This is a genomic window from Pseudoalteromonas sp. SG41-1 (genome assembly GCF_014164575.1).
Classification (GTDB): Bacteria; Pseudomonadota; Gammaproteobacteria; order Enterobacterales; family Alteromonadaceae; genus Pseudoalteromonas; species Pseudoalteromonas rhizosphaerae.
Map to the genome: position 1 here is coordinate 66,710 of NZ_JACJFL010000009.1, position 24,500 is coordinate 91,209.

Annotated in this window: 25 protein-coding genes; 13 read left to right on the forward strand and 12 right to left on the reverse strand. The window is 40.6% G+C overall.

Annotation, left to right across the window (positions count from 1 at the left end; genetic code table 11):
- Positions 1–4: 4 nt before the first annotated feature.
- Entirely contained in the window at positions 5–331 is a 327-nt protein-coding gene (locus tag H5203_RS08115) for a multidrug efflux SMR transporter (protein ID WP_182731628.1), read from the reverse strand.
- 217 nt (positions 332–548) lie between these two features.
- Between H5203_RS08115 and H5203_RS08120 the strand changes: the two genes are divergently transcribed.
- From H5203_RS08120 to queG, 4 genes are all read left to right on the forward strand, one after another.
- Entirely contained in the window at positions 549–1,415 is an 867-nt protein-coding gene (locus H5203_RS08120; RefSeq protein WP_182731629.1) for a DMT family transporter, read from the forward strand.
- Positions 1,412–2,110, forward strand: a complete 699-nt coding sequence (locus H5203_RS08125; protein WP_145236954.1) for a glycerophosphodiester phosphodiesterase family protein — start codon at positions 1,412–1,414, stop codon at positions 2,108–2,110. The genes H5203_RS08120 and H5203_RS08125 overlap by 4 nt, the downstream gene beginning before the upstream one ends.
- A gap of 95 nt (positions 2,111–2,205) precedes the next feature.
- Complete coding sequence (locus H5203_RS08130) at positions 2,206–3,423, forward strand: methyl-accepting chemotaxis protein (protein ID WP_182758753.1); 1,218 nt, start codon at positions 2,206–2,208, stop codon at positions 3,421–3,423.
- 70 nt (positions 3,424–3,493) lie between these two features.
- Positions 3,494–4,627, forward strand: coding sequence for a tRNA epoxyqueuosine(34) reductase QueG (gene queG / locus H5203_RS08135; protein WP_182819572.1), 1,134 nt, complete (start codon positions 3,494–3,496; stop codon positions 4,625–4,627).
- A 25-nt stretch (positions 4,628–4,652) separates the two neighbouring features.
- Here queG and H5203_RS08140 read toward each other — a convergent pair whose 3' ends face one another.
- The 3 genes from H5203_RS08140 to H5203_RS08150 form a co-directional block, all read right to left on the reverse strand.
- Complete coding sequence (locus tag H5203_RS08140) at positions 4,653–5,783, reverse strand: PleD family two-component system response regulator (RefSeq protein ID WP_182735139.1); 1,131 nt, start codon at positions 5,781–5,783, stop codon at positions 4,653–4,655.
- 84 nt (positions 5,784–5,867) lie between these two features.
- Complete coding sequence (locus tag H5203_RS08145; RefSeq protein ID WP_259401922.1) at positions 5,868–7,781, reverse strand: ATP-binding protein; 1,914 nt, start codon at positions 7,779–7,781, stop codon at positions 5,868–5,870.
- 139 nt (positions 7,782–7,920) lie between these two features.
- Positions 7,921–8,409: a GNAT family N-acetyltransferase gene (locus tag H5203_RS08150; RefSeq protein ID WP_182819574.1), complete on the reverse strand. Its 489-nt coding sequence runs from the start codon at positions 8,407–8,409 to the stop codon at positions 7,921–7,923.
- Positions 8,410–8,533: 124 nt separating this feature from the next.
- Here H5203_RS08150 and H5203_RS08155 point away from each other — a divergent pair, with 124 nt between their 5' ends.
- The 6 genes from H5203_RS08155 (at position 8,534) to H5203_RS08180 (ending at position 13,911) form a co-directional block, all read left to right on the forward strand.
- Positions 8,534–9,106 (forward strand): glutathione peroxidase, encoded by a 573-nt coding sequence (locus H5203_RS08155; RefSeq protein ID WP_182819575.1) that lies wholly within the window; start codon positions 8,534–8,536, stop codon positions 9,104–9,106.
- Between the two features lie 85 nt (positions 9,107–9,191).
- Positions 9,192–9,473 (forward strand): peptidylprolyl isomerase, encoded by a 282-nt coding sequence (locus H5203_RS08160; protein ID WP_145236931.1) that lies wholly within the window; start codon positions 9,192–9,194, stop codon positions 9,471–9,473.
- A 68-nt stretch (positions 9,474–9,541) separates the two neighbouring features.
- Positions 9,542–10,120, forward strand: a complete 579-nt coding sequence (locus tag H5203_RS08165) for a glutathione S-transferase family protein (RefSeq protein WP_182758750.1) — start codon at positions 9,542–9,544, stop codon at positions 10,118–10,120.
- A gap of 17 nt (positions 10,121–10,137) precedes the next feature.
- Positions 10,138–10,488 (forward strand): DUF2750 domain-containing protein, encoded by a 351-nt coding sequence (locus H5203_RS08170; protein ID WP_145236925.1) that lies wholly within the window; start codon positions 10,138–10,140, stop codon positions 10,486–10,488.
- Between the two features lie 77 nt (positions 10,489–10,565).
- The gene (locus tag H5203_RS08175; RefSeq protein WP_149980621.1) at positions 10,566–11,246 is read left to right on the forward strand and encodes a hypothetical protein; all 681 of its coding nucleotides are present in this window, start codon (positions 10,566–10,568) and stop codon (positions 11,244–11,246) included.
- A 94-nt stretch (positions 11,247–11,340) separates the two neighbouring features.
- Positions 11,341–13,911, forward strand: coding sequence for a M1 family metallopeptidase (locus H5203_RS08180; protein ID WP_182731637.1), 2,571 nt, complete (start codon positions 11,341–11,343; stop codon positions 13,909–13,911).
- Between the two features lie 47 nt (positions 13,912–13,958).
- Here the strand turns inward: H5203_RS08180 and H5203_RS08185 are convergent, their stop codons facing one another.
- A complete protein-coding gene (locus H5203_RS08185) occupies positions 13,959–14,324 on the reverse strand; it encodes a hypothetical protein (RefSeq protein WP_145236916.1) in 366 nt (121 codons plus the stop codon).
- Positions 14,325–14,401: 77 nt separating this feature from the next.
- Complete coding sequence (locus tag H5203_RS08190; RefSeq protein WP_182819576.1) at positions 14,402–15,271, reverse strand: hypothetical protein; 870 nt, start codon at positions 15,269–15,271, stop codon at positions 14,402–14,404.
- Between the two features lie 137 nt (positions 15,272–15,408).
- Here H5203_RS08190 and H5203_RS08195 point away from each other — a divergent pair, with 137 nt between their 5' ends.
- The 3 genes from H5203_RS08195 to yjjG all read left to right on the forward strand — a co-directional run bounded on the left by H5203_RS08195 (position 15,409) and on the right by yjjG (position 17,595).
- Entirely contained in the window at positions 15,409–16,308 is a 900-nt protein-coding gene (locus H5203_RS08195; protein WP_145236910.1) for a phosphoribulokinase, read from the forward strand.
- 67 nt (positions 16,309–16,375) lie between these two features.
- Positions 16,376–16,921 carry an inosine/xanthosine triphosphatase gene (gene yjjX, locus H5203_RS08200; protein WP_182819577.1) on the forward strand — a complete coding sequence of 182 codons (546 nt, stop codon included), beginning with the start codon at positions 16,376–16,378 and terminating at the stop codon, positions 16,919–16,921.
- Entirely contained in the window at positions 16,921–17,595 is a 675-nt protein-coding gene (gene yjjG / locus H5203_RS08205) for a pyrimidine 5'-nucleotidase (RefSeq protein WP_145236903.1), read from the forward strand. The genes yjjX and yjjG overlap by 1 nt, the downstream gene beginning before the upstream one ends.
- 256 nt (positions 17,596–17,851) lie before the next feature.
- Here yjjG and lpxC read toward each other — a convergent pair whose 3' ends face one another.
- The 6 genes from lpxC to murC all read right to left on the reverse strand — a co-directional run bounded on the left by lpxC (position 17,852) and on the right by murC (position 24,499).
- Complete coding sequence (lpxC, locus tag H5203_RS08210; protein WP_182718054.1) at positions 17,852–18,763, reverse strand: UDP-3-O-acyl-N-acetylglucosamine deacetylase; 912 nt, start codon at positions 18,761–18,763, stop codon at positions 17,852–17,854.
- Between the two features lie 103 nt (positions 18,764–18,866).
- Complete coding sequence (ftsZ, locus tag H5203_RS08215; protein WP_182731641.1) at positions 18,867–20,111, reverse strand: cell division protein FtsZ; 1,245 nt, start codon at positions 20,109–20,111, stop codon at positions 18,867–18,869.
- Positions 20,112–20,132: 21 nt separating this feature from the next.
- Entirely contained in the window at positions 20,133–21,365 is a 1,233-nt protein-coding gene (gene ftsA, locus H5203_RS08220; RefSeq protein ID WP_145236894.1) for a cell division protein FtsA, read from the reverse strand.
- Positions 21,362–22,141, reverse strand: a complete 780-nt coding sequence (locus H5203_RS08225) for a cell division protein FtsQ/DivIB (protein WP_182819578.1) — start codon at positions 22,139–22,141, stop codon at positions 21,362–21,364. The genes ftsA and H5203_RS08225 overlap by 4 nt, the downstream gene beginning before the upstream one ends.
- A gap of 1 nt (position 22,142) precedes the next feature.
- Positions 22,143–23,063 (reverse strand): D-alanine--D-alanine ligase, encoded by a 921-nt coding sequence (locus H5203_RS08230; RefSeq protein WP_149980616.1) that lies wholly within the window; start codon positions 23,061–23,063, stop codon positions 22,143–22,145.
- Positions 23,060–24,499: a UDP-N-acetylmuramate--L-alanine ligase gene (gene murC, locus H5203_RS08235; RefSeq protein ID WP_259397186.1), complete on the reverse strand. Its 1,440-nt coding sequence runs from the start codon at positions 24,497–24,499 to the stop codon at positions 23,060–23,062. Before murC ends, H5203_RS08230 begins: the two co-directional genes overlap by 4 nt.
- Between the last annotated feature and the right edge of the window lies 1 nt (position 24,500).

A 24,500-nucleotide genomic window follows, 5' to 3' on the forward strand; every position in this document is an offset into this window, starting at 1 on the left:
TAATTTAATTGCCTTGCACTTTCAGACCAACAATACCTATAAGAATCAAAATAATACAACCAATTTGAAAAGCAGATAATGGCTCTTTAAACCACACAAAGCTCATAATCGTTATTCCTAAAGTACCAATTCCTACCCATACAGCATAACTAATACCCAAAGGTAAAGACTTTAAAGCAAATGATAAAAATGCAAAACTTACCCACATCGCTAAAAAAGTAATCACACTTGGCCATAATTTAGTGAAACCATTGGATTGCTTCATAGACAACGCCCACACGACCTCAAATATACCTGCTATTAGTAAACTAACCCACGCTGCAATATTCATCAATTTATCACTCCTTAGTTATTAAATTTATGGTGTTTATTACCTTTAATAACTTAACTATCCCTTTTAATGATGAGTGAGTGTAGTGTAAATTGTCATGAATAAAACTGACTTTTGTCATACATAAAGATACACAATACCTAGTCATAACACCTAGACACTAAGCTCTTTGATAACAGGCAAAGTGCTGGTATTAAAAAAATAAAAAGGTTCATAGATGCAGGCTCAACAGCAAAGTTTAGTTTATTTACACATTGCGGTATTACTTTTTGGTGGCACAGCACTATTTGCCAAATTAATAAATCTAAACGCATTAGATATTACCGTGTACCGCGCAGCCATCGCGGGTCTGGCTATTATGATATTGCTGTTATGGCAAAAAAAAGCAATTAAACTCAGCTGTGCTAAAGATTACTTAATTGCTTTGTTGTTAGGAGCTGCTGTAGGTATACATTGGGTCACCTACTTTGCTGGTATGCAAATGGCTGGGATTGCGGTTGGCATGATTGCATTTTTTACTTACCCTGTGATCACCGTATTTATTGAACCATTCTTTAATGGTAGTAAACCCAAAGTAAACGATTTGCTCAGCGCAGGTGTAGTAATAACTGGGATCTATTTGCTGACCCCAAATGCAGATATGGGTAATGATGTCACCTTAGGCGTGGTAACAGGTGTTATTTCAGCATTTTTTTTCGCATTTAGAAATATTGTTCATAAGCGATACTTTAGCCACTACGGTGGGCCACAAACTATGTTTTATCAAACATTAGTGGCTAGCTTGTTATTATGTGCTTTTATTGAAGTACCAGTGATTAATATATCGAACCAAGATCTAGGGTTATTGCTCGTCGCTGGCGTAATTTTTACTGCAACTCCGCACTCTTTATTTGCAGCAAGTTTACAGTATTTATCAGCATCAACAGCGGGACTTATTTCTTGTTTACAGCCTTTATACGGCACATTTTTAGCTTTTTTGCTGTTGCATGAACAACCTTCACTACAGACCCTGCTTGGCGGTGCTTTAGTGATCAGTGCAGCATTTTACGAAACATGGTCAGTTACTCGGAAACACACATTATGATAAAAGTTTTTGCTCATCGCGGCGCCAGTGGCACTTATCCAGAAAATACCCAGAGTGCGATAACCGCAGCAGTCGAAATTGAAGTCGATGGTATTGAAGTCGATGTACAAAGCTGTTTGGATGATTACATGATCATCCATGATACTTGGCTAGATCGCACCACCAGCGGCCGTGGCAAAATAAATAAACTCACCCGAGAGCAAATTCAATGTTTTGATGCTGGCAATGGCGAATTTGTCCCAACCCTACAGCAAACTATTGATTGGACAGCCAATAAAGTGCTCTTAAACCTTGAGTTAAAACACACTTTCTCGTTGGATAAATTTGTTGAGCTGATTGAGTTAAATATCGTTAATAACAAACTATCTCAGGACATGCTGTTAGTCTCTTCATTTGATCATCATCAATTAATGTGGCTTAAACAAAAACTACCTTGGCTAAAAATTGGCGCGTTAACGGGCTCCATTCCTATCAACTATGCTGAATTTGCCCAGCGCTTACAGGCGTTTAGTATTCATGTTGATAAAAACTTTATTAACCATGAGTTTGTCGCGGATGCCAAACAACGCGGCTTACAAGTTTATGCATACACGGTTGATAAACAAGAAGATATTGAGTTAATGCTGAGTTTTGGTGTCGACGGAATTTTTACTAATTACCCATGCAACACGAAAATGATTTTAAACTCACTGTAGTTATCAAAAATGGCTGCCGTTCATCCTATATTCTTGAATTAAAGTGAATTTGAACGATACTGAGTAAAACAATACAACAGCCGAGCGGGCAATTGATGAGTGGGTATATGCGTATTTATAACTTTATAGAACAAAGCTTCTTTTTTACTTTAACCCGAAAGATTGTTGGCAATCTTAGCTTTGTATTTTTTTTCCAAGCTATTACTTTGATTTGGTTATATAAAAGTCTAACTACGCAAGACGCAGACACTAGCCTATTTTGGTTACTCACGGTGATTATTATTGCCGGCTTTGCCTTTACACTCTTTTACATGCGCTTTCTGATCGTGCGCCCAGTTACAGCAATGCGTGATACTTTAATAAAAATTAACCGCCAAGATGCAAACTTAGCAGCTAAACTCCCCCACTTTACCTATGATGAATTTCGTGAGATCAGCCAACAGTACAATACCTTTACTGATCATCTAAGCCAATTACTCGCTACCACTTACCAAAGTTCGCAGGCCAGCGCACAAAGTAATAATCAAGTGACTGAGTCAATGCAACATACGGCGCAGCTAAGCGAACAACAAATTGATTTTAGCCAAACAATAACCGCAGCCAGTAATCAAATAACTGATAGTCTGCAAAGTATCGTTACCAATACCGATGATGTTCATCAAGTAAACGCAGAGCATTTAAACTTTGTTACACACTCTGCACAAGAACTCACAAAACTAGTCACTCAAGTTAAATCGATTAGTCATGTATTGAGCAGTTTTTCAGAAACGATTTCTGGCTTAAAACAAAACAGCGAGAATATTCGTAGCATCCTGAAAATGGTTGAAGAGTTTTCAGATCAAACTAATTTGTTGGCGCTCAATGCTGCAATAGAAGCCGCTCGTGCGGGTGAAGCAGGTCGTGGTTTTGCGGTTGTAGCAGATGAAGTAAGAACTTTATCGGTTAAAGTAAGTGATGCAACTCGCCAGATCAGCGATTTCATAAACCAAATGGATTCTTTAGTAAATCAAACAAATAAAGAATCTGAGCAACTTGTCAGTTATTCACATAATGCAGAAACAACCATTAGTAATACATCCCATGGATTTACCGATCGGCTTGTTGAATTTGAACACAATCAACAACAATTACAGCAAATTGTAAGCGCTGTGCACTTACTCGAACAGACACAAAATCAAACCCATCAATCAGTTGAACAAATCGTTGCATTAGGCAGCCAAGCAAAAGCACAAATTGATGTAGCGTTAAGTGATTGTCAATTATCACAACAACTAAGTGAGCAAACTCAGCAGCAGTTAAAGCGTTTTGTCTAAGTACAAGCGTTTTAACTGCGCTGTAAATGTGTTAAATTGCGCCGTTATTTTTTCTTAATGATGTACCCATGTGAGTAGTTCAATATCCGATCACACGCAGTTAGCCCTTGATATAAAACAGTGGGGTAAAGAACTTGGCTTTGCTGAAGTTGGCATCACTGACATTGATTTAAGCAAACACGAAGCACAATTACAGCGCTGGCTTGATTTAGGCTATCACGGCGATATGGAATATATGGCCGCTCATGGAATGAAACGCGCTCGCCCTGCGGAGCTAGTCCCTGGTACTGTGCGGGTTATATCAGTAAAAATGAATTACCTGCCCCCCGATGCAAGCTTTGCTAAAACCCTCAAAAATACCGATAAAGCTTATATTAGTCGTTATGCGTTAGGGCGTGATTATCATAAACTGATGCGTAATCGATTAAAGAAATTAGGTCAAAAAATTGAGCTGCAAATCGGTCAATTAGGCTATCGGCCATTTGTTGATTCAGCACCAGTTTTAGAACGTCAACTTGCTGAAAAAGCAGGTTTAGGCTGGCGTGGAAAGCACAGCTTGCTAATCAATAAAGAAGCCGGTTCTTGGTTCTTTTTGGGTGAGTTATTTGTTGATATCCCTTTACCAATTGATAAGCCCAATGAGTTTGAGGGATGTGGAAAATGCGTAGCCTGCATTACTTTATGCCCAACCGGCGCAATTGTAGAGCCTTACGTGGTTGATGCACGCAAGTGTATTTCTTATCTTACTATTGAGCTGCAAGGACCAATCCCTGAGCAGTATCGCTCACTATTAGGTAATCGCGTTTACGGCTGTGATGATTGCCAATTAGTTTGCCCATGGAACCGCTACGGGCAAATTACCGATGAAGCCGACTTTCATCCACGAACACAACTAAAAAATAAAGATTTACTTGATTTATTTAGTTGGGATGAAGCTACCTTTTTAAAAAATACCGAAGGCAGTCCGATCCGTCGAATTGGCCACCAGCGCTGGCTACGAAATATTGCTGTAGGTTTAGGTAATGCGCAATTTAGCCAATCGATCGTTGACGCGCTTAGCGCCAGCTATGATCAATCAACCGAGTTGGTAAAAGAGCATATAGAGTGGGCGCTTAAGCAACAACGCTCAAAACAAGATAAATTGCTACGAAAAACCGCCCGTTTGATACGTATCGTAGAAAAGGGCTTACCAAGAGATGCGTAGCTTCACACCCCTTGATTATTTACTGTTACTTTTTCAATAAGATAGATAGGTCTTGCTCAATTTCATGAAAAGCGGCTTTCACTCCCTGCACAGACTCTTCACGGGCAACTGAGTTTTGAATCGCTTGATCTACCTTCTGATAAATAAACACTTCTTGATCTTCGTCTAACCCCATTGATGGAATACGCTGTTCTAACTCTTCTTGTAAACGCTTGAACACCGCTTCATTACTCTTACGGTTTTCATTTAACAGCTCAATTAAGCCATGAAACTTGCTATTCACCATAGTAATTGCATCATTTAGCTTTGTTTGTTGCGACTGTAAAGCTTCACGAGTCATGATTGCTCGTAGCTGTTGCTCTGTGACACTGACAATAAAGCACACATGGTCACGGATCCGGCCATGCTTATCAGGATCGTGATCTGGCATATTTAAAATCAATAAACTAATTAATTCATAGTTAACTAAGATACGGTGAGAAAACTCATGTAGGCGGCCCTTATTTTTGAGCATATCAAACAACTCAATTACAATTGGCGAACACGTACCATTGAGGGCAAAGTGCTCAGGAGCATCAGCAATAACTCTAAACTCAATATTACTTTGTAAATCAAACGATCTTAAACAATGAACTAGGGCCTCCCCAAGCGCTTTGGTGTTGTTAATCATACCAATCTTCTCAATATAATTAACTATTTGCCCCATTTCACTACTGTTTGCCATAGCATTGAATGCAGTTGATGTGGCCTCTTCAATTTGCTGTTCTAACGATTTTTTTTCAATCAGTACTTGATTAAGAATTTTCAGTTTCGATTTAAGTTCATCCTGTCCAAATGGCTTAACAATATAATCTTCAGCACCTACAGCATACCCTTCCATCCGCTCCTCTACTGTGCCTCTGGCTGATACAAACATGACTATGATATGAGCCGTACGAGGGTTTGCTTTTAGTCTTCTACATACTTCATAACCATTCATTTGTGGCATACTCACGTCAAGTAAAATTACTTGTGGCGCAAACTCTTCCACGATACTGAGGCACTCAGGACCACTGCTAACCATCTTTAATTCAAAATCAAGATCTAATAATATTTCTTCTATAATTTCTAAATTAAAGGGCTCATCATCAACAGCTAGAATTCTCGTTACAGGCATAATTGTCATCCATTTCATAATTCATATTAATAGTTTAGTCGTAAAAAAAACTCTTACCAGTAAGGCTAAGTAATTTATTATTGCTTAGCTGAAACTTTTTATTTCTAAAGGCAGAGCGATGTGAATCGTCGTGCCTCCTGAGCTATTGTTATGAGCAGAAATAACTCCTTCATGTAATGAGACAAACTCACGGCATATGGCTAAACCAAGCCCTGTTCCACCAGCACCGCTATTAGTTGTGCTACTCTGCACGAATTTTGAGAACACATACTCAAGTTCATCATCAGGTATCCCTATACCACTATCAATCACTTCAATAATTGCCTGCCCTTGTTGATTAGTTAAAACGACTTCAATACGGCTATGCTGATCACTAAATTTCAACGCATTGCCGAGGATATTACGTAATAATTGATTTATTTGCTCTTCATCACAGTCAATTATAATAGGCGGTTTTGGTGGCAAATACTGTACTTCAATCTCTTTTTCCATAGCGGTACCTGACACATCATCAATACTGGTTTTAATAATATTACTCAGGTTATGCGGGCGCGGATTAAAAGGGAACTTACCAACATCGAGTTTAGATAGGTCGAGTAAATTATTAAGTAATGAGAGCAGCCGCTCGCCACTACACTCTATGCGAGATAAATATTTCTGTAGCTTTTCAACTGAAATATCACCTCTGCCGAGTTTATCTAAACCAAAGCGAGCAAAACTTAATATTGAATGCATAGGAGTACGTAATTCATGGGACATATTAGCAAGAAACTCTGATTTACTGTGATTTGCTGCCTCGGCGACATTTTTAGCATGCTCAAGCTGCGATGTTCGGGCACGTACTTGCTCTTCAAGCATATCTTTTGCCTCGAGCAACAGCTCCTCTTTAAGTTTAAGATGAGTAACATTCTTAAAAATAACCGCGAGTGCAATATTACCATGATGGTCAATCTCATTAAACGAACCAACTAATGGGATAGCCTCTCCCTCTTTCATTGGCAGATATACATCACAACTAAATTGACGATTTTTATTTAACGTCGCTATTTTTTCTTTAATTTGCTCAGCAGACATCGTATCTAATAAAGTAAAAACTGAGCTACCTTTAAGTATTTTTGCAGGTAAATTAAAGAGTTTAGAGCAAGCATCGTTTGCTTCAATCACTTCACCATTACGCTCAAATAACATAATCGCATCAGGTGTGTGCTTATAAATAACGCGTAACAAGCTATCCTTTTCAATAAGTGCATCAACGGTATCTTGCAGACGTTCAACTAACTCTGTGTTATGCCGTCTTAACAACTCAGTTTGCCAAAGTTTATGCACAGATTGCAGTATCATATTTTCATTGATCGGTTTAACCAATACGTCTTCCACCCCTTGACGAATTGCTTCAATCATCGACACTTGATTTGGTTTTGAGGTAAATAACAAACAGCGACATTGCGGATATAATACTTTGAGAGCCGCGAACACTTCTAAACCTGAGCCATCAGGCAGACTAAAATCACTCAATAACAGATCAATTTCATGCCCTTGCGCTTGAGTTACCGCAGAGCTAATACTATGAGCTGTAATCGTTTTAATATGGGCGCCTAACAGGCTATTTGCTATTTTTTCAAGCCGCTGGGGGATATGATCAACCAGCAATACCGTTGGTAATACTAAAACACTATCGGAGCCAAGCTCTAAAACACTCTCCAGCAAGGTGCTGATTTCTTTATTCGCAAAAAATGGATAAATTACAATAGCATTTGGCACCAGCCGATTAAGATCACTAAATGAAGAAAGTTGTTCATTGTTTTCAACTTTAGGGGCGAGAAGCAAAAAGCGATCTTGATTGATCTGCGTTACTAAAGAATTTGCGGTAGCTAATGGAACGCCATGAGCCACAGCCACTAAATCATAACAACTAAACGCAGTGCACTCATGTAGCATTGAAAAATGAATCAACTCAACTTCACAGCCAATCAATTCGAGCAATACTTTTATTCGCATCGCTAAAATGCTACTGCTATCAACTATCAATATTTTCCGCACAGCTTTGACCACGCTTTTCATCAACTTGAGATTGTAAAAGCGTAGCCTAAGTTTTCTGCATTAACATAATCAAAGAGGTTATTTTTTGGGAGTACCGCTACCCTAAGTGCTTACCTAAAATAGTTAAGCTGTAGTGATTGCCATCCATAATTGCTACATTAGGCAACTCTCCCCACCGTTGATAACCAAAACGCTCAAACAATTTAACACTCGGTATATTATGACTAAATATAAATGCCAGTAGTACTTTAACATTTAATGGCTTAGCTTGCTCTTGGGCAAAAGTAAGTAAACGTTTACCAAGCCCTTGACCTTGTGCATCGGCTGTAATGTAAATACTGACCTCTACCGTACCATCATAGGCTGGACGGCCATAAAATGACTTATAACTAAGCCAAGCTATCACCTTCGAGTCTTGCTCATAAACGTAAATAGGCCGCTGCTCGGTATGGCTATTAAACCAACTTTGCTTGTCTGCTATGCTTACTTGTTCGGTGTCGGCTGTAACCATTCTACTTGCGATTGTTTCATTATAAATTGCAACTATAGCGGCTAAATCATTACTATTTGCTAATCGTATTGTCATTTTGTTTTTAGCGGTTGTTGATCAATTCATTGCATAGTAACGTATGAGTTAAACTGACACTACTGCAAAATAAACGGTAGACTGCCATCTAGGGTGATCAGCCACAACAAGTTAAGGAATCGGTATGTTTAAAAAATTATTATTATGCTGCGCAATACTCAGTTGTAGTGTTTATGCACAGCCAGAGCAAACAAGCCAACAGCAGGTTGAGGCTACATCATGTGATGACTTCACTAATGTTACTATGCGCAAACTTCGCTCTAAAGAGAGCATTAATTTATGTCAATTCAAGAATAAACCCTTATTAATAGTCAATACGGCAAGCAACTGCGGTTTTACGCCACAATTTGAAGGTCTAGAAGCGCTATATCAAAAATACCAAGATCAAGGTTTAGTGATACTGGGATTTCCTTCTGATGATTTTTTCCAAGAAGAAGATGACGAAAAAGACACCGCTAAAATTTGCTTTGTAAATTACGGCGTAACTTTCCCGATGTTTGCCACCAGCGAAGTCAGAGGCAGTGATGCTAATGCTATATTTAAACATTTAAATGCCCAAACGAGTTCGCCAAATTGGAACTTTTATAAATATCTTGTATCTGCAGATCGCAAACAGGTTGAACGTTTTAATAGCAAAACCAAGCCTGATTCAGACAAGTTAGTTAAAGCAATAGAACAAGCAATTTCAGATATTTAATTTTATACTGGTACAAGTAGTTATTATTGAACTAGAATAACGTAAGATTTGATTAAAAAAACACCACCTTGAAACGGGAGATTTTATGACAGTGGCAAGTGCAAGACACATATTAGTAGACAGCGAAGCGCAGTGCTTAGATTTAAAAACCAAGATTGAACAAGGCGAAGATTTTGCTGAGTTAGCTAAGGCACATTCAAACTGCCCTTCAGGTCAGGATGGCGGTGCATTAGGTGAGTTTGGTCCTGGTATGATGGTTCCTGAATTTGATAAAGTGGTATTTTCAGCACCGATTAATCAAGTACAAGGTCCTGTGCAAACTCAGTTTGGCTACCACTTACTTGAAGTGACTAGTCGTACAGAATAACGTTGGTTTTATTACTAACCTTAAAGAAAGCCGCCTCTGCGGCTTTCTTTTTATCCTAAGGAAAGCACATGCAACTATTAGGCTCAACAACCTCGCCATTTGTACGCCGCATTCGTATTTGGGCACTGTTAAATCAATGTAGTCTTGAGTTTATCAACTTAGATATTTTTTCAGACACTGATCGTCAGCTGATGATACAAAATAATCCAGCCCGAAAAATTCCAGTGCTAATCACTAAGCAGCAAACTTTAGCTGATTCAAATAACATCATCCGCTTTTTGCTCGAACAACACAGTCAAACTCGTCTGAATTGGCAACAAGAGCACCTACTAACAATCATTAATGCATGCAATGATTCGCTGGTTGAGCTATTACTTTGTCAGCGTTCAGGATTCGATACACAGGATGATAAATTATTCTTTAATCTACAAAATGAACGCATTGCTGAAACATTAAGCTATTTAAATAACCATTTTGCAGATGCAGAATTTAAAAGCTGTGAATACCTGTGCATCAGTTTATACTGCTTACTTGATTGGATTTGCTTCCGCGAGTTAACGGATCTAACGGCACATACCGAGTTAATGAATTTCTATTATTCATTTGCTCAGCAACAGGCAGTGCAGCAAACCGATCCACGTAATTAACATTTAAGGGTAAACACATGAGTGATATCGAAATTGAATCAGAACTAGTTAGTTTTGTTGAAAAAGTACGTCAAAGTGAACAAATCTGGGCGCTAGGTGCTGAAGATGGCGGTTTTGTGGTTTGTGACTCTAACCAATTTGAAAACACCGATGTACTACTATTGTGGGAAAGTGAAGCAACAGCAAAAGCCCAGTGTAAAGAAGAATGGGCCGATTACAGCCCACTGCAAATCACCTTGGATGAGTTTTTAGATGACTGGGTTGAAGATCTAAAAGAAGATGACGCACTGGTTGGCCTAAACTGGAATGACGACCAAGTATGTGTTGAAATCGAGCCGGTTGGATTAGCACGCGCACTAAGCGAATAAGCATTATTTAACATTGCTTTACTGCGCTGGTTTATTTGCTATAAACTAGCGCAAATCTTTACTTTCAGGGTATTACGTTGAAGTCCCATCTTGGTCGCCGCCCTTTTTCCGCTATGGAATTACATACGCTTTACCATGGCTATATATATGGTGATCAACGCTTACCTCGCGAACAGCCGAAACACTGGCATTTTTGGCTCCCTTTAATCGCTTATTACAGCGGAGCTTACAGTGATGAAATTGGCCATTTACAACTGTGCGATATTGTTGAACATCAACAGATCCTTTGTTTTCATTTCCATACCCACGGTAAAATAAAAGCCCGTATTGTGCCTATCCATCAAGCACTTTTTGATGCTGGCTTAAACGAGTATATCGCAGCAGTTAAACAACAAGGACACAATCGCCTATTGTTTGACTTACCATCTAAGTCAGGTCGCTATAGCGAGAAAGTTCGCATTTGGTTCTCTGGTGAAGGAGAGCGTGCCGGCTACTTACAAAAGTGTGATATTCCCAATATCGATCAACTTGGTATGAAAACCGCTGTCAGCAGTCTCAGGCTCAATTTTGAGCAGCAAATCCGCATTTATGCAATTCAAGCAGGCAATAAAGATGCTTTTAATTATCTGCTGGGTTTTAATGAATATGAATTGACTGAATTTAGCGATGTAATCACCCTTAATCAGATCTGCCAACAAATACGCGTGATCAACCAGCACATTGATTGGCACCGCTTTAATCAGCGCCACACCATTTGACAAACTTTGTTACCAACTAGCTCATTACTCACTGCTTAAAAACTGTTACGATAACTGAGCACAAAACTCTAACAAGAAAATATCAGGGATATCTATGTTTATTAAAAGCCTACTCACACTCAGTGTGGCCGTTGCAGTAAGTTCAGCTCATGCTAATGAGTTTGTCCTAGAAAAGCTCGCAAAACCAAGTTCTCAACACGTATCTCTAACGCTTGATCCAGCTCAAGAAACCTTTAGCGGTATGACCGAAATCGCCCTTGAAGTACTTAAGCCAACTAACTATATCGAGCTAAATGGTGTTGCTTACGCAACGCAAATGGCAAAACTGCTTGGGGCAGAAAACTGTGACTTAAGTGCTGAAATGCTAAAAACAGGTAAAGTAAAATTTAGCTGCGATGAGCAAATTCAACCAGGTAAATACACGCTTAAAGTCGACTTCACTGCCCCCTATAATCGCCAAAGTGTTGGCCTGTATAAAACCTTAGATCAGGGTGTGCCGTATTTATTTACCCAATTTGAAATGAGCGATGCCCGCCGCGCATTCCCTGTATTTGATGAACCAAGTTATAAAATTCCATTCCAATTAACGATTACAGCACCTAGCTCTCAAAAAGTGTATGCCAATACACCTGAGTTAAAAACGACCGTTAATGGCGATATGACCACTCACTTTTTTGATAAAACACCGCCAATTCCTTCATACTTAGTGGCCATGGCTGTCGGTCCATTTGAGGAGCGTGAAGTCAAAGGCATGCCAATTCCAGGTCGTGTGATCACGCCACAAGGTAAAATTCACTTAGGTGAATATGCCGAGCAAGCAATGCCAAAAGTATTGGCCGCGCTTGAAGGCTACTTTGGTATTCCTTACGTTTATAAAAAATTAGATTCAGTCGCTGTTCCAGAGTTTCCATTCGGTGCCATGGAAAACGCAGGCTTAGTTACCTACCGTGAAGATATTTTGCTGCTTGATTTGGCTACAGCGACTCGCAATAAAAAACAACGTAATGTATCTATCATCGCTCATGAACTTGCTCACCAGTGGTACGGTAACTTAGTAACCATGAAATGGTGGAATGACTTATGGCTAAATGAAGCGTTTGCAAGCTGGATGGCTGCTAAAATCACAGCCCAGCTTAACCCTGAATTTGAATCACATTTAGACCTGCCGCAAAATAACGTTATGGCGTTAGATGCTCGTTTAAGTACTAAGCCAATTCGTAAACCAATCAAAACCGAAGCCGATATTATGGACGGCCTAGGCTTAGCTTATAGCAAAGGCAGCTCGGTATTAGCTATGGTTGAAAACTGGATTGGCGAAGAGGCTTTCCAGCAGGGTATTCGTGCTTATTTAAAAGAGTTCTCGTATAAAAACGCCGAAGCAGCCGACTTATGGCAAGCCCTTGGTAAAGCATCAAATAAAGATGTGGCAGCGGTTTTAAAATCGTTTATCGAACAATCTTCATTCCCACTGATCAAAGTAACTCAGCAAGGTAAAACGATTACCATTAATCAAAGCCGCTTTACTAACGCGGGCGTTGATGCTCCTGCACAGCTTTGGAATGTGCCAGTTGCAATAAAATACGGTGCTGGCGATAAAGTTAAAACTGCCAATGTATTACTAACTAAAGCCAATCAAACTGTTGAACTTGAATTTGAACCTGAGTGGATTTATCCAGATCAAGGCGCTTTAGGTTATTACCGCTGGGTGATGGATGACAAACAATTTGCTGCATTGATTGATAACGCCGCACAGTCATTGACAGTACGAGAACGTTTAGCGTTATTGTCTGCCGCTGATGCATTACTAGATGCTGGTGTTATTTCTGCTGCACATTTAATGCAAACACTAGAAGTTTTTGTAAGCGACAAACACCCACGCGTTGCTAATACCGCTTTGGGTTATTTAGCCGCACAAAAGCGTACCTTTGAAGATGAAAGCAACCAAGACCTGTGGCCTGAATTTATTCGTAAAAGCATCATGCCTGCAGCTAAACAGTATGGTTTAACTGCAAAAGTTAAAGAAGATGCTGCAATCTCGCAATTACGTACTCAAGTAGTTGCGCGTTTAGGTTTTGATGGTGAAGATCAAAGTGTGATCAATACCGCCAAGGCACAAGCCCGTGTTTACTTAAATAACCCAGAAAAAGTTGATCCGTACCTTGCGTCAATCTACTTAAACTTAGCCGCATTCCATGGTGATAAAAACCTACTCGATGCATATATAAATACCTTTAAAACTACCAAAGATCCGCAAGTGCGTACAAAAATGCTAGCGGCTATGAGTTACTTTGGCACGCCAGAGCTACAAACTAAGGTATTAAATTACAGCTTAACTGACGATGTCACTGCATCTGACATGCGTACGATTATGTCAGGACAGGCTTACACGAAAGCCCGTGAAGCTTTGTTTATTGAATGGATATACGCGAATTACGATAAGGTAGTTGCAAACTTGCCACCTTTCTTCGTACCTAACCTGCCTAACTTTACCACCTCAGGTTGTAGCGCCAGCAGCTTAGCAAAAACGCAAACTTTCTTTATGAGCAAAATTGCTGATGAGCCAGGTTATGCCCGTACCTTAAGCAAGCTTGAAGAAAGCGTAAATAATTGTATTGCACTTAAAGAACGTGAACTAGCTTCAGTTAATAGTTTCTTAAAACGTTAATTTGTACGGCAAGCCATTGGCTTGCCGTTTTTTATCAACAGCGTTATTTATCCATTGATAATTTTTACTAGCTGAGAAATAAACTCTTTTGCTCCTTCAACGCTGGTCATTTTAAAACCTATTCCATAATGTATTGGATTCGTGCTTTTAAAAATACGCGTTGGAAACCGTGTCATTTCACTACTATGAAAAAAACCGCTAATGCGGTTAACGCCTGCTATTTTATTAAAATCATCACTAAAGACTTCCAGTGCAGGACGAAGCACAAGCTTAGCTTGGCCACCTTCTATATGCAGATAAATTGCTTCTTTGGACTTAGGTAACATATATTCAGTGATATTCTTAATTCTAAAATTACTACGGCACTCTAATGCAATAAGTTGCTCGTTGATTTGCTCTGGACTAGCTGACATGGATATCCTTGATTTTCATTAAGCTCTTAGCTGTAAACTACAGCACAGCCAAGAACCTGCAAAGTTTTATATTATAGTTATTTAACGCAGACAAAAGCGAGTTGATCATTTAAGTAGCTCATACGGGTAATATTGGTATCACAGAAAGGCGTTAAATCAAGCCATAGCGAGACCTGCTCAGGGCTATTTAGCTTGCGCTGGTAAACACGATTATCGACCGCATAAATGACCGTATTAGCGTCTTTAAATGCGTAATCTTGTACAGTCTGCGGTAAACGAAAGAGGTCAGTGACGGTATTTTCTTGCGGATCATAACTTGCTAACCAGTGCTGCTGCGCTTTGCTATAACTAAATGTATAGGCAGCTAATGCATGATTAAATGTCAACGTACGGCCAATATGCTCAGCAACCACTTTTGGCTTCGCTGCAGCAACCTGAGTATATTGTAAAGTATGTGGTTCGCCTAAAATAAACATCACCATATCATTTTTGGCGCCCCAGGCATGATAACCAACTGGTTCTATCCACTCAAAAATACGACTTGGTTTAACATTATCGTCAAACGGATATTGCCATAACTTTTGCTTACCATCCGCCTCGACTACGATAGCTGACAGTGCCTTACCATTAGGTGTTAAAGTCGGCGAGTATTCACTCACAGCAGTATTTGTTAAATTAGTTACTTGCTTATTGGTAAAATCATAAAAAGCTAGATCTGTTTGACTTTGCCCTTCACTTTGCACTTCTTGGGTAAAATAAATACCACCTTTGGTAAGTAAAGGCTGATTATTATAAACATCATTATTAGTGATACGGCTTACTTGTAACCCATATTCTGTGTTAAGTTTAGCAAGTAAAATTTCGCTTTTTGGCATCGCAGCTAAAACGCTATTAGGGGTAACTGCAAGGGTGGCAACAAAACTTAGCCAAGGTAAAGTCAATTTCATATCATTCTCTAATTATTTTTATCGCCCTTATAATAGCGCTATTTTATAGTTATTCCCAAGTCTGTTATTGATATGTCACTTGACCTACCCCCTTACTACGCCTTATAACTACAGAGCTACTTAAAACGAGAAAAATTATGTCAGCTAAACATCCTATTATTGCGATCACTGGTTCATCTGGTGCGGGTACTACCACCACGACAAGTGCTATTAAGCATATATTTCGTAGTCTTAATATTGAGGCCGCATTTATAGAGGGCGACAGTTTTCATCGCTATACTCGTCCTGAGATGGATAAAAAAGTTCGCGAAGCGCAGCAAGAAGGTAAACACATTAGTTACTTTGGTCGTGAAGCTAATGACTTTGCAGCCCTTGAAGGTTTGTTCAGCACCTATGGCGATACTGGAGCAGGTAAATTACGTCGTTATTTGCATACCTTTGACGAAGCCGTGCCATACAATCAACTACCAGGTACCTTTACTCCGTGGCAAGAACTGGAAAGCAGCACCGATATTTTATTCTACGAAGGACTGCATGGCGGTGTTGTCGATGAAGATCATGATGTAGCTAAGCATGTTGATTTACTAATTGGTATGGTGCCTATCATTAACCTTGAGTGGATCCAAAAGTTAATCCGCGACACCTCTGAACGTGGTCACTCTCGCGAAGCTGTTATGGGCTCAATTGTCCGCAGTATGGATGATTACATTAATCACATTACGCCACAGTTCTCACGTACTCACATAAACTTTCAGCGCGTGCCAACCGTTGACACCTCAAACCCATTTAGCGCAAAAGATATTCCGTCCCTTGATGAAAGCTTTGTGGTTATTCGTTTTCGTGGCATAGATGACGTCGATTTTCCGTATTACCTACGTATGATCGAAGGCAGCTTTATGTCGAGGATCAACACCTTAGTGGTCCCTGGTGGAAAAATGGGACTCGCTATGGAGTTAGTATTAACCCCACTTATCAAAGATATTATCCTTAAAAAGCGTGCGCTTGCCGAATTAGCCCCCGTTGATTTGCCTATTTAAGAAATACGCTTGCTGAAATACATAGCTTATGTAAACTGCTGACTTCATCATAAAAGGAGATATCAGCATGACAGAGCCATTACGCATTCTTGTCGGTTCCAGAAATCCGGTAAAAATAAATGCTGCCCGCAGTATTTTCTCTCTCTATTACCCTGATATGACGATTGATTGTCAAGGAGTTGATGCACCTTCACAAGTACCTGATCAGCCAATAGGTGAAGATGAAACACGAATAGGCGCACAAAATCGTGTCTTGTATTGCCAACAGCATTACCAAGCTGATTTTTATGTTGCAATGGAAGGTGGTGCTGAGCAATTTAGCTACGGCCCCGCTACCTTTGCATTTGTAGTCGTTGCTGATAACCAACAACGTGCTATCGGTCGTAGTAGTAACCTTCCTTTACCCCCAAGCCTGTATAATGCGTTATTGCAAGGCAAAGAACTTGGCGATGTAATGGATAACGCATTTAATACTACCAATATCAAACAGCAAGGCGGTGCTATTGGTTTATTAACTAATCATCATGCCACCCGAGAAAGTACCTATACGCAAGCGCTGACACTCGCTATGGCGCCTTTTCTTCATCCCGCGCTTTACTCTAAGGAAGTTTAATGAAGTACACCCATGTTTTATTTGATGCCGACGAAACCTTATTTAGCTTTAATGCCTATGCAGGCTTAAAAAGAATGTTTGCAGTTTATGGCGTTGATTTTAATGACGCTGATTACAGTCATTATCAAGCAACAAATAAACCGTTGTGGCTTGAGTATCAAAACAATACTATTTCCGCTACTCACCTACAAGTCACTCGATTTAGTGAGTGGGCTAATAAGCTGAATGTTCCAGCTCAACAGCTTAATGATGATTTTTTAACTGCCATGGCTGAGATCTGCGAACCATTACCTGGTGCTATTGAACTGCTAAATAAACTAAAACCGCATGCTAAATTAGGCATTATCACTAATGGTTTTACCCAGCTACAAGCACGCCGCTTAGAGCATACCGGATTAAAAGAGATGTTTGATTGTTTAGTTATCTCTGAGCAAGTGGGAATTGCAAAACCAGCCGCAGAAATTTTTTATCACACTTTTGAACTGTTAGGTAATCCACCAAAAGAACAGATCTTAATGGTCGGTGATACCGCAAGCAGTGATATCTTAGGTGGCCAAAATGCCGGGATTGATACCTGCTGGCTACAGCATCCCAACACAGTTCTGCCAGAAGGCATTGAACCAACATACCAAGTGACTGAGCTGGTACAGTTACAACAGCTGTTAGGATTGTAAAAAGGTTTAATACCAATCGACTTAAATATTTAACCATTCTAGCGAGCTAAATAAAGCGCTAACTGCGTTATAATTTTTTAAGTAGAACAACTACATGTCAAAATTTACGCCTTGTTATCACTCCATTTATCTGTCGCTATAAATGGTCAGTAACTTAACACGATTGGTATAACATTAAAAAACTAAACCGCAATATTTAAACAAAAAAATGACGCTAGATAGCGTCATTTTTTATAACTGTTTTAAGCGTTTGCGATTAAGCTGTGGCTACTTCTAAACCTGGTGCTGGCATGTATACTGGGGTATCAAATGTTGCCCATTCCCATGCTGACTCAGTCGCCATAATTTTACGAAGTAACTTATTGTTCAGGTCATGGCCTGATTTATAAGCTGTAATTTTTCCTAAAATGTTGTGGCCTGTCATAAACATGTCACCAACACAGTCTAGAATCTTATGCTTAACAAACTCATCGCTATAACGCAGACCGTTAGGATTAAGTACTTTAAACTCATCCAATACCACGGCGTTATCCATGCTGCCACCTAAAGCTAGGTTATTAGCATGCATATATTCAATGTCTTTCATAAAGCCAAAAGTACGTGCGCGGCTGATTTCTTCCGTAAAGCTTTGTGCCGTAATATCTAAACCGATACGTTGGCGGCTTTCATTGATTGCCGGATGATCGAAAGCAATTTCAAAGTCGATATGAAAACCATCATATGGTTCAATCTCGGCCCATTTATCACCTTCTTCAATACGTACTTTTTCTTTAATACGAATAAAGCGCTTAGCCGCATTCTGCTCTGCAATGCCGCCTTTTTGTAACAAATAAATGAATGGTAATGCACTACCATCCATTATTGGTACTTCTGAGCTATCTAATTCAACGATCAAATTATCGATACCCATTGCCGCTACCGCAGCAATAAGGTGCTCAGTCGTAGATAAGCGAACGCCATCTTTATTAGTTAAACAGGTACATAATTGCGTATCGCCAACGGCTTCAGGTGTTGTTTCAAAATCAACAACCGGATCAAGGTCGACACGACGAAATACTATCCCAGTATTTGCGCTCGCAGGTCGGAGAGTAATAGTGACCTTCTCACCTTTGTGAAGTCCAATTCCTATGGCTTTGACTATCTCTGCAATGGTACGCTGTTTAATCATAGCTTCGCTCACTTATAGTTACAGTTAGACCGCCGATTATATCACATATACGACCAGCTGCCAAATTCGTTCGCTTTTCAAACAAAAACAATTACCTTTTTGCTTAATCTGCTTGTTTTCTTAAAAATGCAGGGATGTCGAAATAATCGCCACCTTCTGATTTATTAGACTTTTTACCGCTATCATTAGTTTTAGATAAACCACTATTGCTTTGCGTTGTCTTGCTCGATTCATGCTTTTCAATCGCTGGAGCAGCAGTCATTTCATCGCCACTACCTTGGCTTGCAAAGCTTGGTACATACATACTGCTAGTTTGGTTTGTTGAACTGCTAACATCAGAACCTGACGCTTTTTTAAAGCCGTTATCGACAATACCAAACTGTGGACGACGATCGCCGCCTAAACCTGTAGCGACTACAGTTACACGTAGTTCATCAGTCATTTCAGGGTCAATAACCGCACCAACCACCACAGTCGCATTTTCAGATGCTAATGCTTTAACGTGATTACCAACAATTTCAAACTCTTCAATTGCGATATCCATACCTGCAGTGATGTTAACTAGGATGCCTTTCGCGCCAGTTAAATCAACGTCTTCAAGTAGTGGGCTTGAGATTGCAGCCTCTGCAGCTTCTTGCGCACGATCAGGACCCGATGCAGACGCTGTGCCCATCATCGCAGTACCCATGGCTGACATTACTGTACGTACGTCGGCGAAATCCACGTTAATCAAACCAGAACGAGTAATTAGTTCCGCAATACCTTGCACGGCACCAAATAATACATCATTTGCTTTAGCGAATGCGTCTAATAGTGTAGTCCCTTTGCCTAAAACTTTAAGCAATTTATTGTTAGGAATTGTAATAAGTGAATCTACAATTTCTGACAATTCGTTAATACCTTGTTCAGCCGCTGCTGCGCGCTTTTTACCTTCAAAGTCAAACGGACGTGTCACTACAGCAACCGTTAAAATACCTAACTCTTTAGCAATTTTGGCAACCACAGGCGCAGCACCTGTGCCAGTACCACCGCCCATACCCGCTGCGATAAATACCATATCAGCACCTTCAAGGCTGGCACGAATAGTATCGGCGTCTTCTTCTGCTGATTTACGACCTACATCAGGGTTTGCACCCGCACCTAGCCCAGACGTGATCTGAGTACCTAGTTGCACTGTAATATCTGCTGATGAGTTACGTAATGCCTGAGCATCCGTATTAGCGGCAATAAAACGCACGCCTTCAATTTGTTGCTTAACCATGTGCTCAACAGCGTTACCGCCGCCGCCGCCCACGCCTATTACTTTTATAACAGCTTCTTCGCTGTGTTGTTCCATTATATCAAACATGTTTACTCTCCGACTTGAGTATTAAAACTCGCCTTGAAACCACTTCGTTATGCGGTTCCACCAATTATTATCGCCTTCAGGTTTCGATTTTTGTGCATTCATCGATTGCATTGTGCGGCCATATTGTAATAAGCCAACCGCCGTTGCATATGAAGGGTCATCTACATAATCTGTCAAACCAACTATCCCTATAGGTTTGCCTATTCTCACTGGCATCTGGAAAATGTCTTCAGCCACTTCCATCGCGCCAGCCATTTTAGCACTACCGCCAGTAATGACGAGTCCTGCTGCAATTTGGTCTGCTAATCCTGAACGATGAATTTCTTCCATCGCTAATTCAAATAATTCTCTAAAACGTGGCTCAACCACCTCAGATAAGGTATGACGCGACATTAACCGCGCTGGTCGTCCGCCTACACTAGGCACTTCAATAGTTTCTTCGCTGCTGGCCATTTGGCTACTTGCACAGGCATATTGTACCTTGAGTGATTCAGCATGGGATATCGGTGTACGAAATATTTTTGCAATATCGCCAGTAACTTGGTTGCCCGCTACAGGAATAACTGCAGAGTGGCGCAACGCACCATTGATATAAATAGTGATATCCATCGTACCGCCACCGATATCAAGTACCGCAACACCGAGCTCTTTTTCGTCATCGGTTAATACCGAATAACACGACGCTAATGCGGTGAAAATCAGTTGGTCAACTTCAAGACCACAACGCTCAACACATTTTTCAATATTTTTCGCCATATCGTTTGAGCAAGTTATGATGTGAGCACGGGCTTCCATTCGTACACCACTCATACCACGCGGGTTTTTAATCCCTTCTTGCATATCGATACTATATTCTTGCGGCAGTGCATGCAGCATTTTACGTTCGGCTGAAATAGGCACAGAGCGCGCAATATGAATAACATTTTCAATGTCTTCATCAGTCACTTCAGTGTTATTAATTGCCACAACACCACTTTCGTTTTGGCACTGAATATGTTTACCTGAGATCCCCAAATACACGGAGCTAATACGGCAATCAGCCATAAGTTCAGCTTCATCGATTGCACGACGAATAGACTCCGACACCAAGTTAAGGTCGTTTACGCCGCCTTTATCCATACCATGGGACACTTGGCTGCCAACCCCAACAATGCTGAGTTTGTTATCTGCGGTGATTTCACCAACCGTGGCCACCACTTTTGAGGTGCCAACGTCTAATCCAATCACTAGGTTTCTTTCTGCTGACTTAGTCATGCCTTACTCTTATTTTGTAATTGCGCTTCTTCCAGGAGCTTCCAGCTCACCGCAAGGCCGGTATCATACCGTAAATCCACTACATCTACTTGTGCATCTGCACGTTTTTCCATCCGCGGGTAAACATCTATAAACCGTTGTACCCGTTTAGCTTTTTCTTTACGCCCTAATTTAAGGCGAATACCGTTATCGAGCCATAACTGCCATGAAAATCGCTCTGACAATGCCAGACTGGTTAACTTTAAATTATTAACCTTAAGCATTTCATCAAACTGCTTGAAAGCTCCCCATGCTTCAAATTCACTGCCCTCAGGGCCATAAAGTTGTGGCAGCTCGTCACTGAGCTTCGCACTGCTAGCTTGAAACACTTCACCGCTTTGGTTAAGTAATAAATCACTGTTCCACACTGCGACAGCCTGATGCTCTACCACATACACTTGTAATGTATCTGGCCACTGCTTACGTACCGATGCAGTAGCCACCCAAGGTAAGTCTTGCACTAAACGTTGTATGTTTTTCACGTCTAAATCAAAAAAACTCGATAAGTCGGCTTTTTTAATCGCGCTAATAATCGCTTTTTCATCTGTGTATTGAGGTTTCCCCAACACCGCTAAATGCTTTATCTGCGCATCTTTATTTTCCACCAACCACTGTCTAACGCCGCTGGTTATTTGTACTAAGCTAAAAACTACAATAAGGAAAAAGCTCACACCAAAGATTAACGACCAATTGAGTTGCTGTTTTAATTGTTGCGCTTTTTCCAAAAAGGGATGCATATTAAAGCGTTTGCTCCAAAATGCGAACAACTAATTGCTCAAAGCTTGCACCATTTGCTTTAGCAGCCATTGGCACTAACGATTTTTCAGTCATTCCTGGTACTGTGTTTACTTCTAACAAATAAAAGTTACCGTCTGCATCTTGCATTGCATCAACACGACCCCAACCACTGGCACCTACCAGATCAAATGCCGCTAAAGCCATTGCTTGTAAATGCGTGGTATCGCCAGCTGATAAGTCTGCTGGGCAATGATATTGCGTGGTATTTGACTGATACTTTGCTTGGTAATCATAAAAACCATTCGGGGTGGTCATTTCAATTACTGGCTGTACCTCATCGCCTAGTACAGTGATTGTAAATTCGCGCCCTGTTATCCACTGCTCAACCAGCACTTGGCTGTCAAACTTAAACGCTTCGGCTAAAGCAGCTTCAAGCTCTTGCGCATTATTTGCTTGCGCCATACCAATGCTAGAACCTTCGTGCGACGGTTTTACCATCACTTTTTTCAGTTCATTCATTATCGCTGTAGCATCAAAACCACGTTTGCTATCCACCACCGCATAAGGCGCAGTGCTCAAGCCCGCAGATTTAAATAAATGCTTACAACGTATTTTATCCATCGCCAATGCTGAGCCTAATACGTTACTGCCAGTGTATGGCAACCCCATAAACTCAAGTGCACCTTGAATAGTACCGTCTTCACCACCGCGACCATGCAGGGCGATAAATACTCGTTCAATGCCGAGTTCTTTTAATTGCCATAACGGTTGCTCTTTTGGATCAAAGCCAATGGCATCAACGCCCGCATTTTGTAATGCGTTCAATACCGCTTGGCCTGATTTTAGTGATACTTCGCGCTCAGCTGAGTGTCCACCAAACAACACTGCCACTTTGCCAAACTGTGTGTTTAATTGCGTCATACCTTTACCTGCTTAAGTTGCTCAATCGACAGCGATGTCGCCGCGAGTGTTTTTACTAATTGACCAATATTACCAGCACCTTGGGTTATAACTAAATCATTATCTTGTAACGTATCAGCTAATACTCCAGCTAGTTCAGAGCTACTTGCAACATGCAGTGGTTCTTTACCGCGTTGACGTAAGCTGCGACATAAACTTTTACTGTCTGCGCCAATAATTGGCTCTTCACCAGCGCCGTATACATCAAGCAATAATAACTGATCAACATCGGCTAACACTTTTACAAAGTCTTCATATAAATCACGAGTACGAGTAAAGCGATGTGGTTGATAAATCATTACTAAGCGTTTATCAGGCCAGCCTTGGCGAATTGCCGCTATAGTCGCTGCAACTTCTGAAGGGTGATGACCATAATCATCCACCAGCATTACTTTGCCACGTTCGTTTTCAAAATCGCCATAATGCTGAAAACGACGTCCGATACCTTCAAACTGTTGCAATGCTTCTAAAATCGCGTGATCAGCTATTTGTTGATCTTTTGCAACAGCAATAGCTGCAGTGGCGTTCAATGCATTATGTTTACCTGGCATATTTAAATGCACAGTTAATTCATCACCTTGCTTAGTGCGCACTTTAAACTGACTGGTATTTGCCGTTTGGCTAAAATCAGTCATGCGGTAATCGGCGTCGCTTGATTCACCATAAGTGATCACAGGACGGCCAAATCGCGGAATAAGCTCAGCTGCCACTTCTGAATCGATACACACCACAGCAAGGCCATAAAAAGGCAGGTTATGAATGAAGTCCACATAAGTATCTTTCATTTTTTCTAAGCTACCGCCGTAGGTATCCATGTGATCTTCTTCAATATTAGTGATCACCGATACCATAGGTTGCAAATGCAAGAATGACGCATCACTCTCATCAGCTTCAGCAATTAAAAAATCACTTTTACCGACTTTTGCGTTACTACCCGCACTATTAAGTAAGCCACCAATAATAAAGGTTGGATCCAGCCCAGCTTGAGCATAAATACTCGCGATCAAACTAGTGGTGGTGGTTTTACCATGAGTGCCAGCGATAGCAATACCGTGGCGAAAGCGCATTAGCTCGGCCAACATTTCTGCACGGCGCACAACCGGAATACGTGCCGCCTTAGCTGCAATAATCTCAGGGTTAGTTTCATCAATTGCACTTGAAACCACCACTACATTGGCATCTTTAACATTACTTTGATGATGGCCAATAAACACTTCAGCGCCAGCTTGGATCAAACGTTCGGTCATTGCACTATGGGCAATATCAGAGCCAGTAATACGATATCCTTCAAATGCGAGTACTTCGGCAATACCGCCCATTCCTGCACCACCAATACCAATAAAGTGGATAGTGCTAATTCGGCGCATTGCCGGGCGAGTGCTCTTGTGTGTTGACATT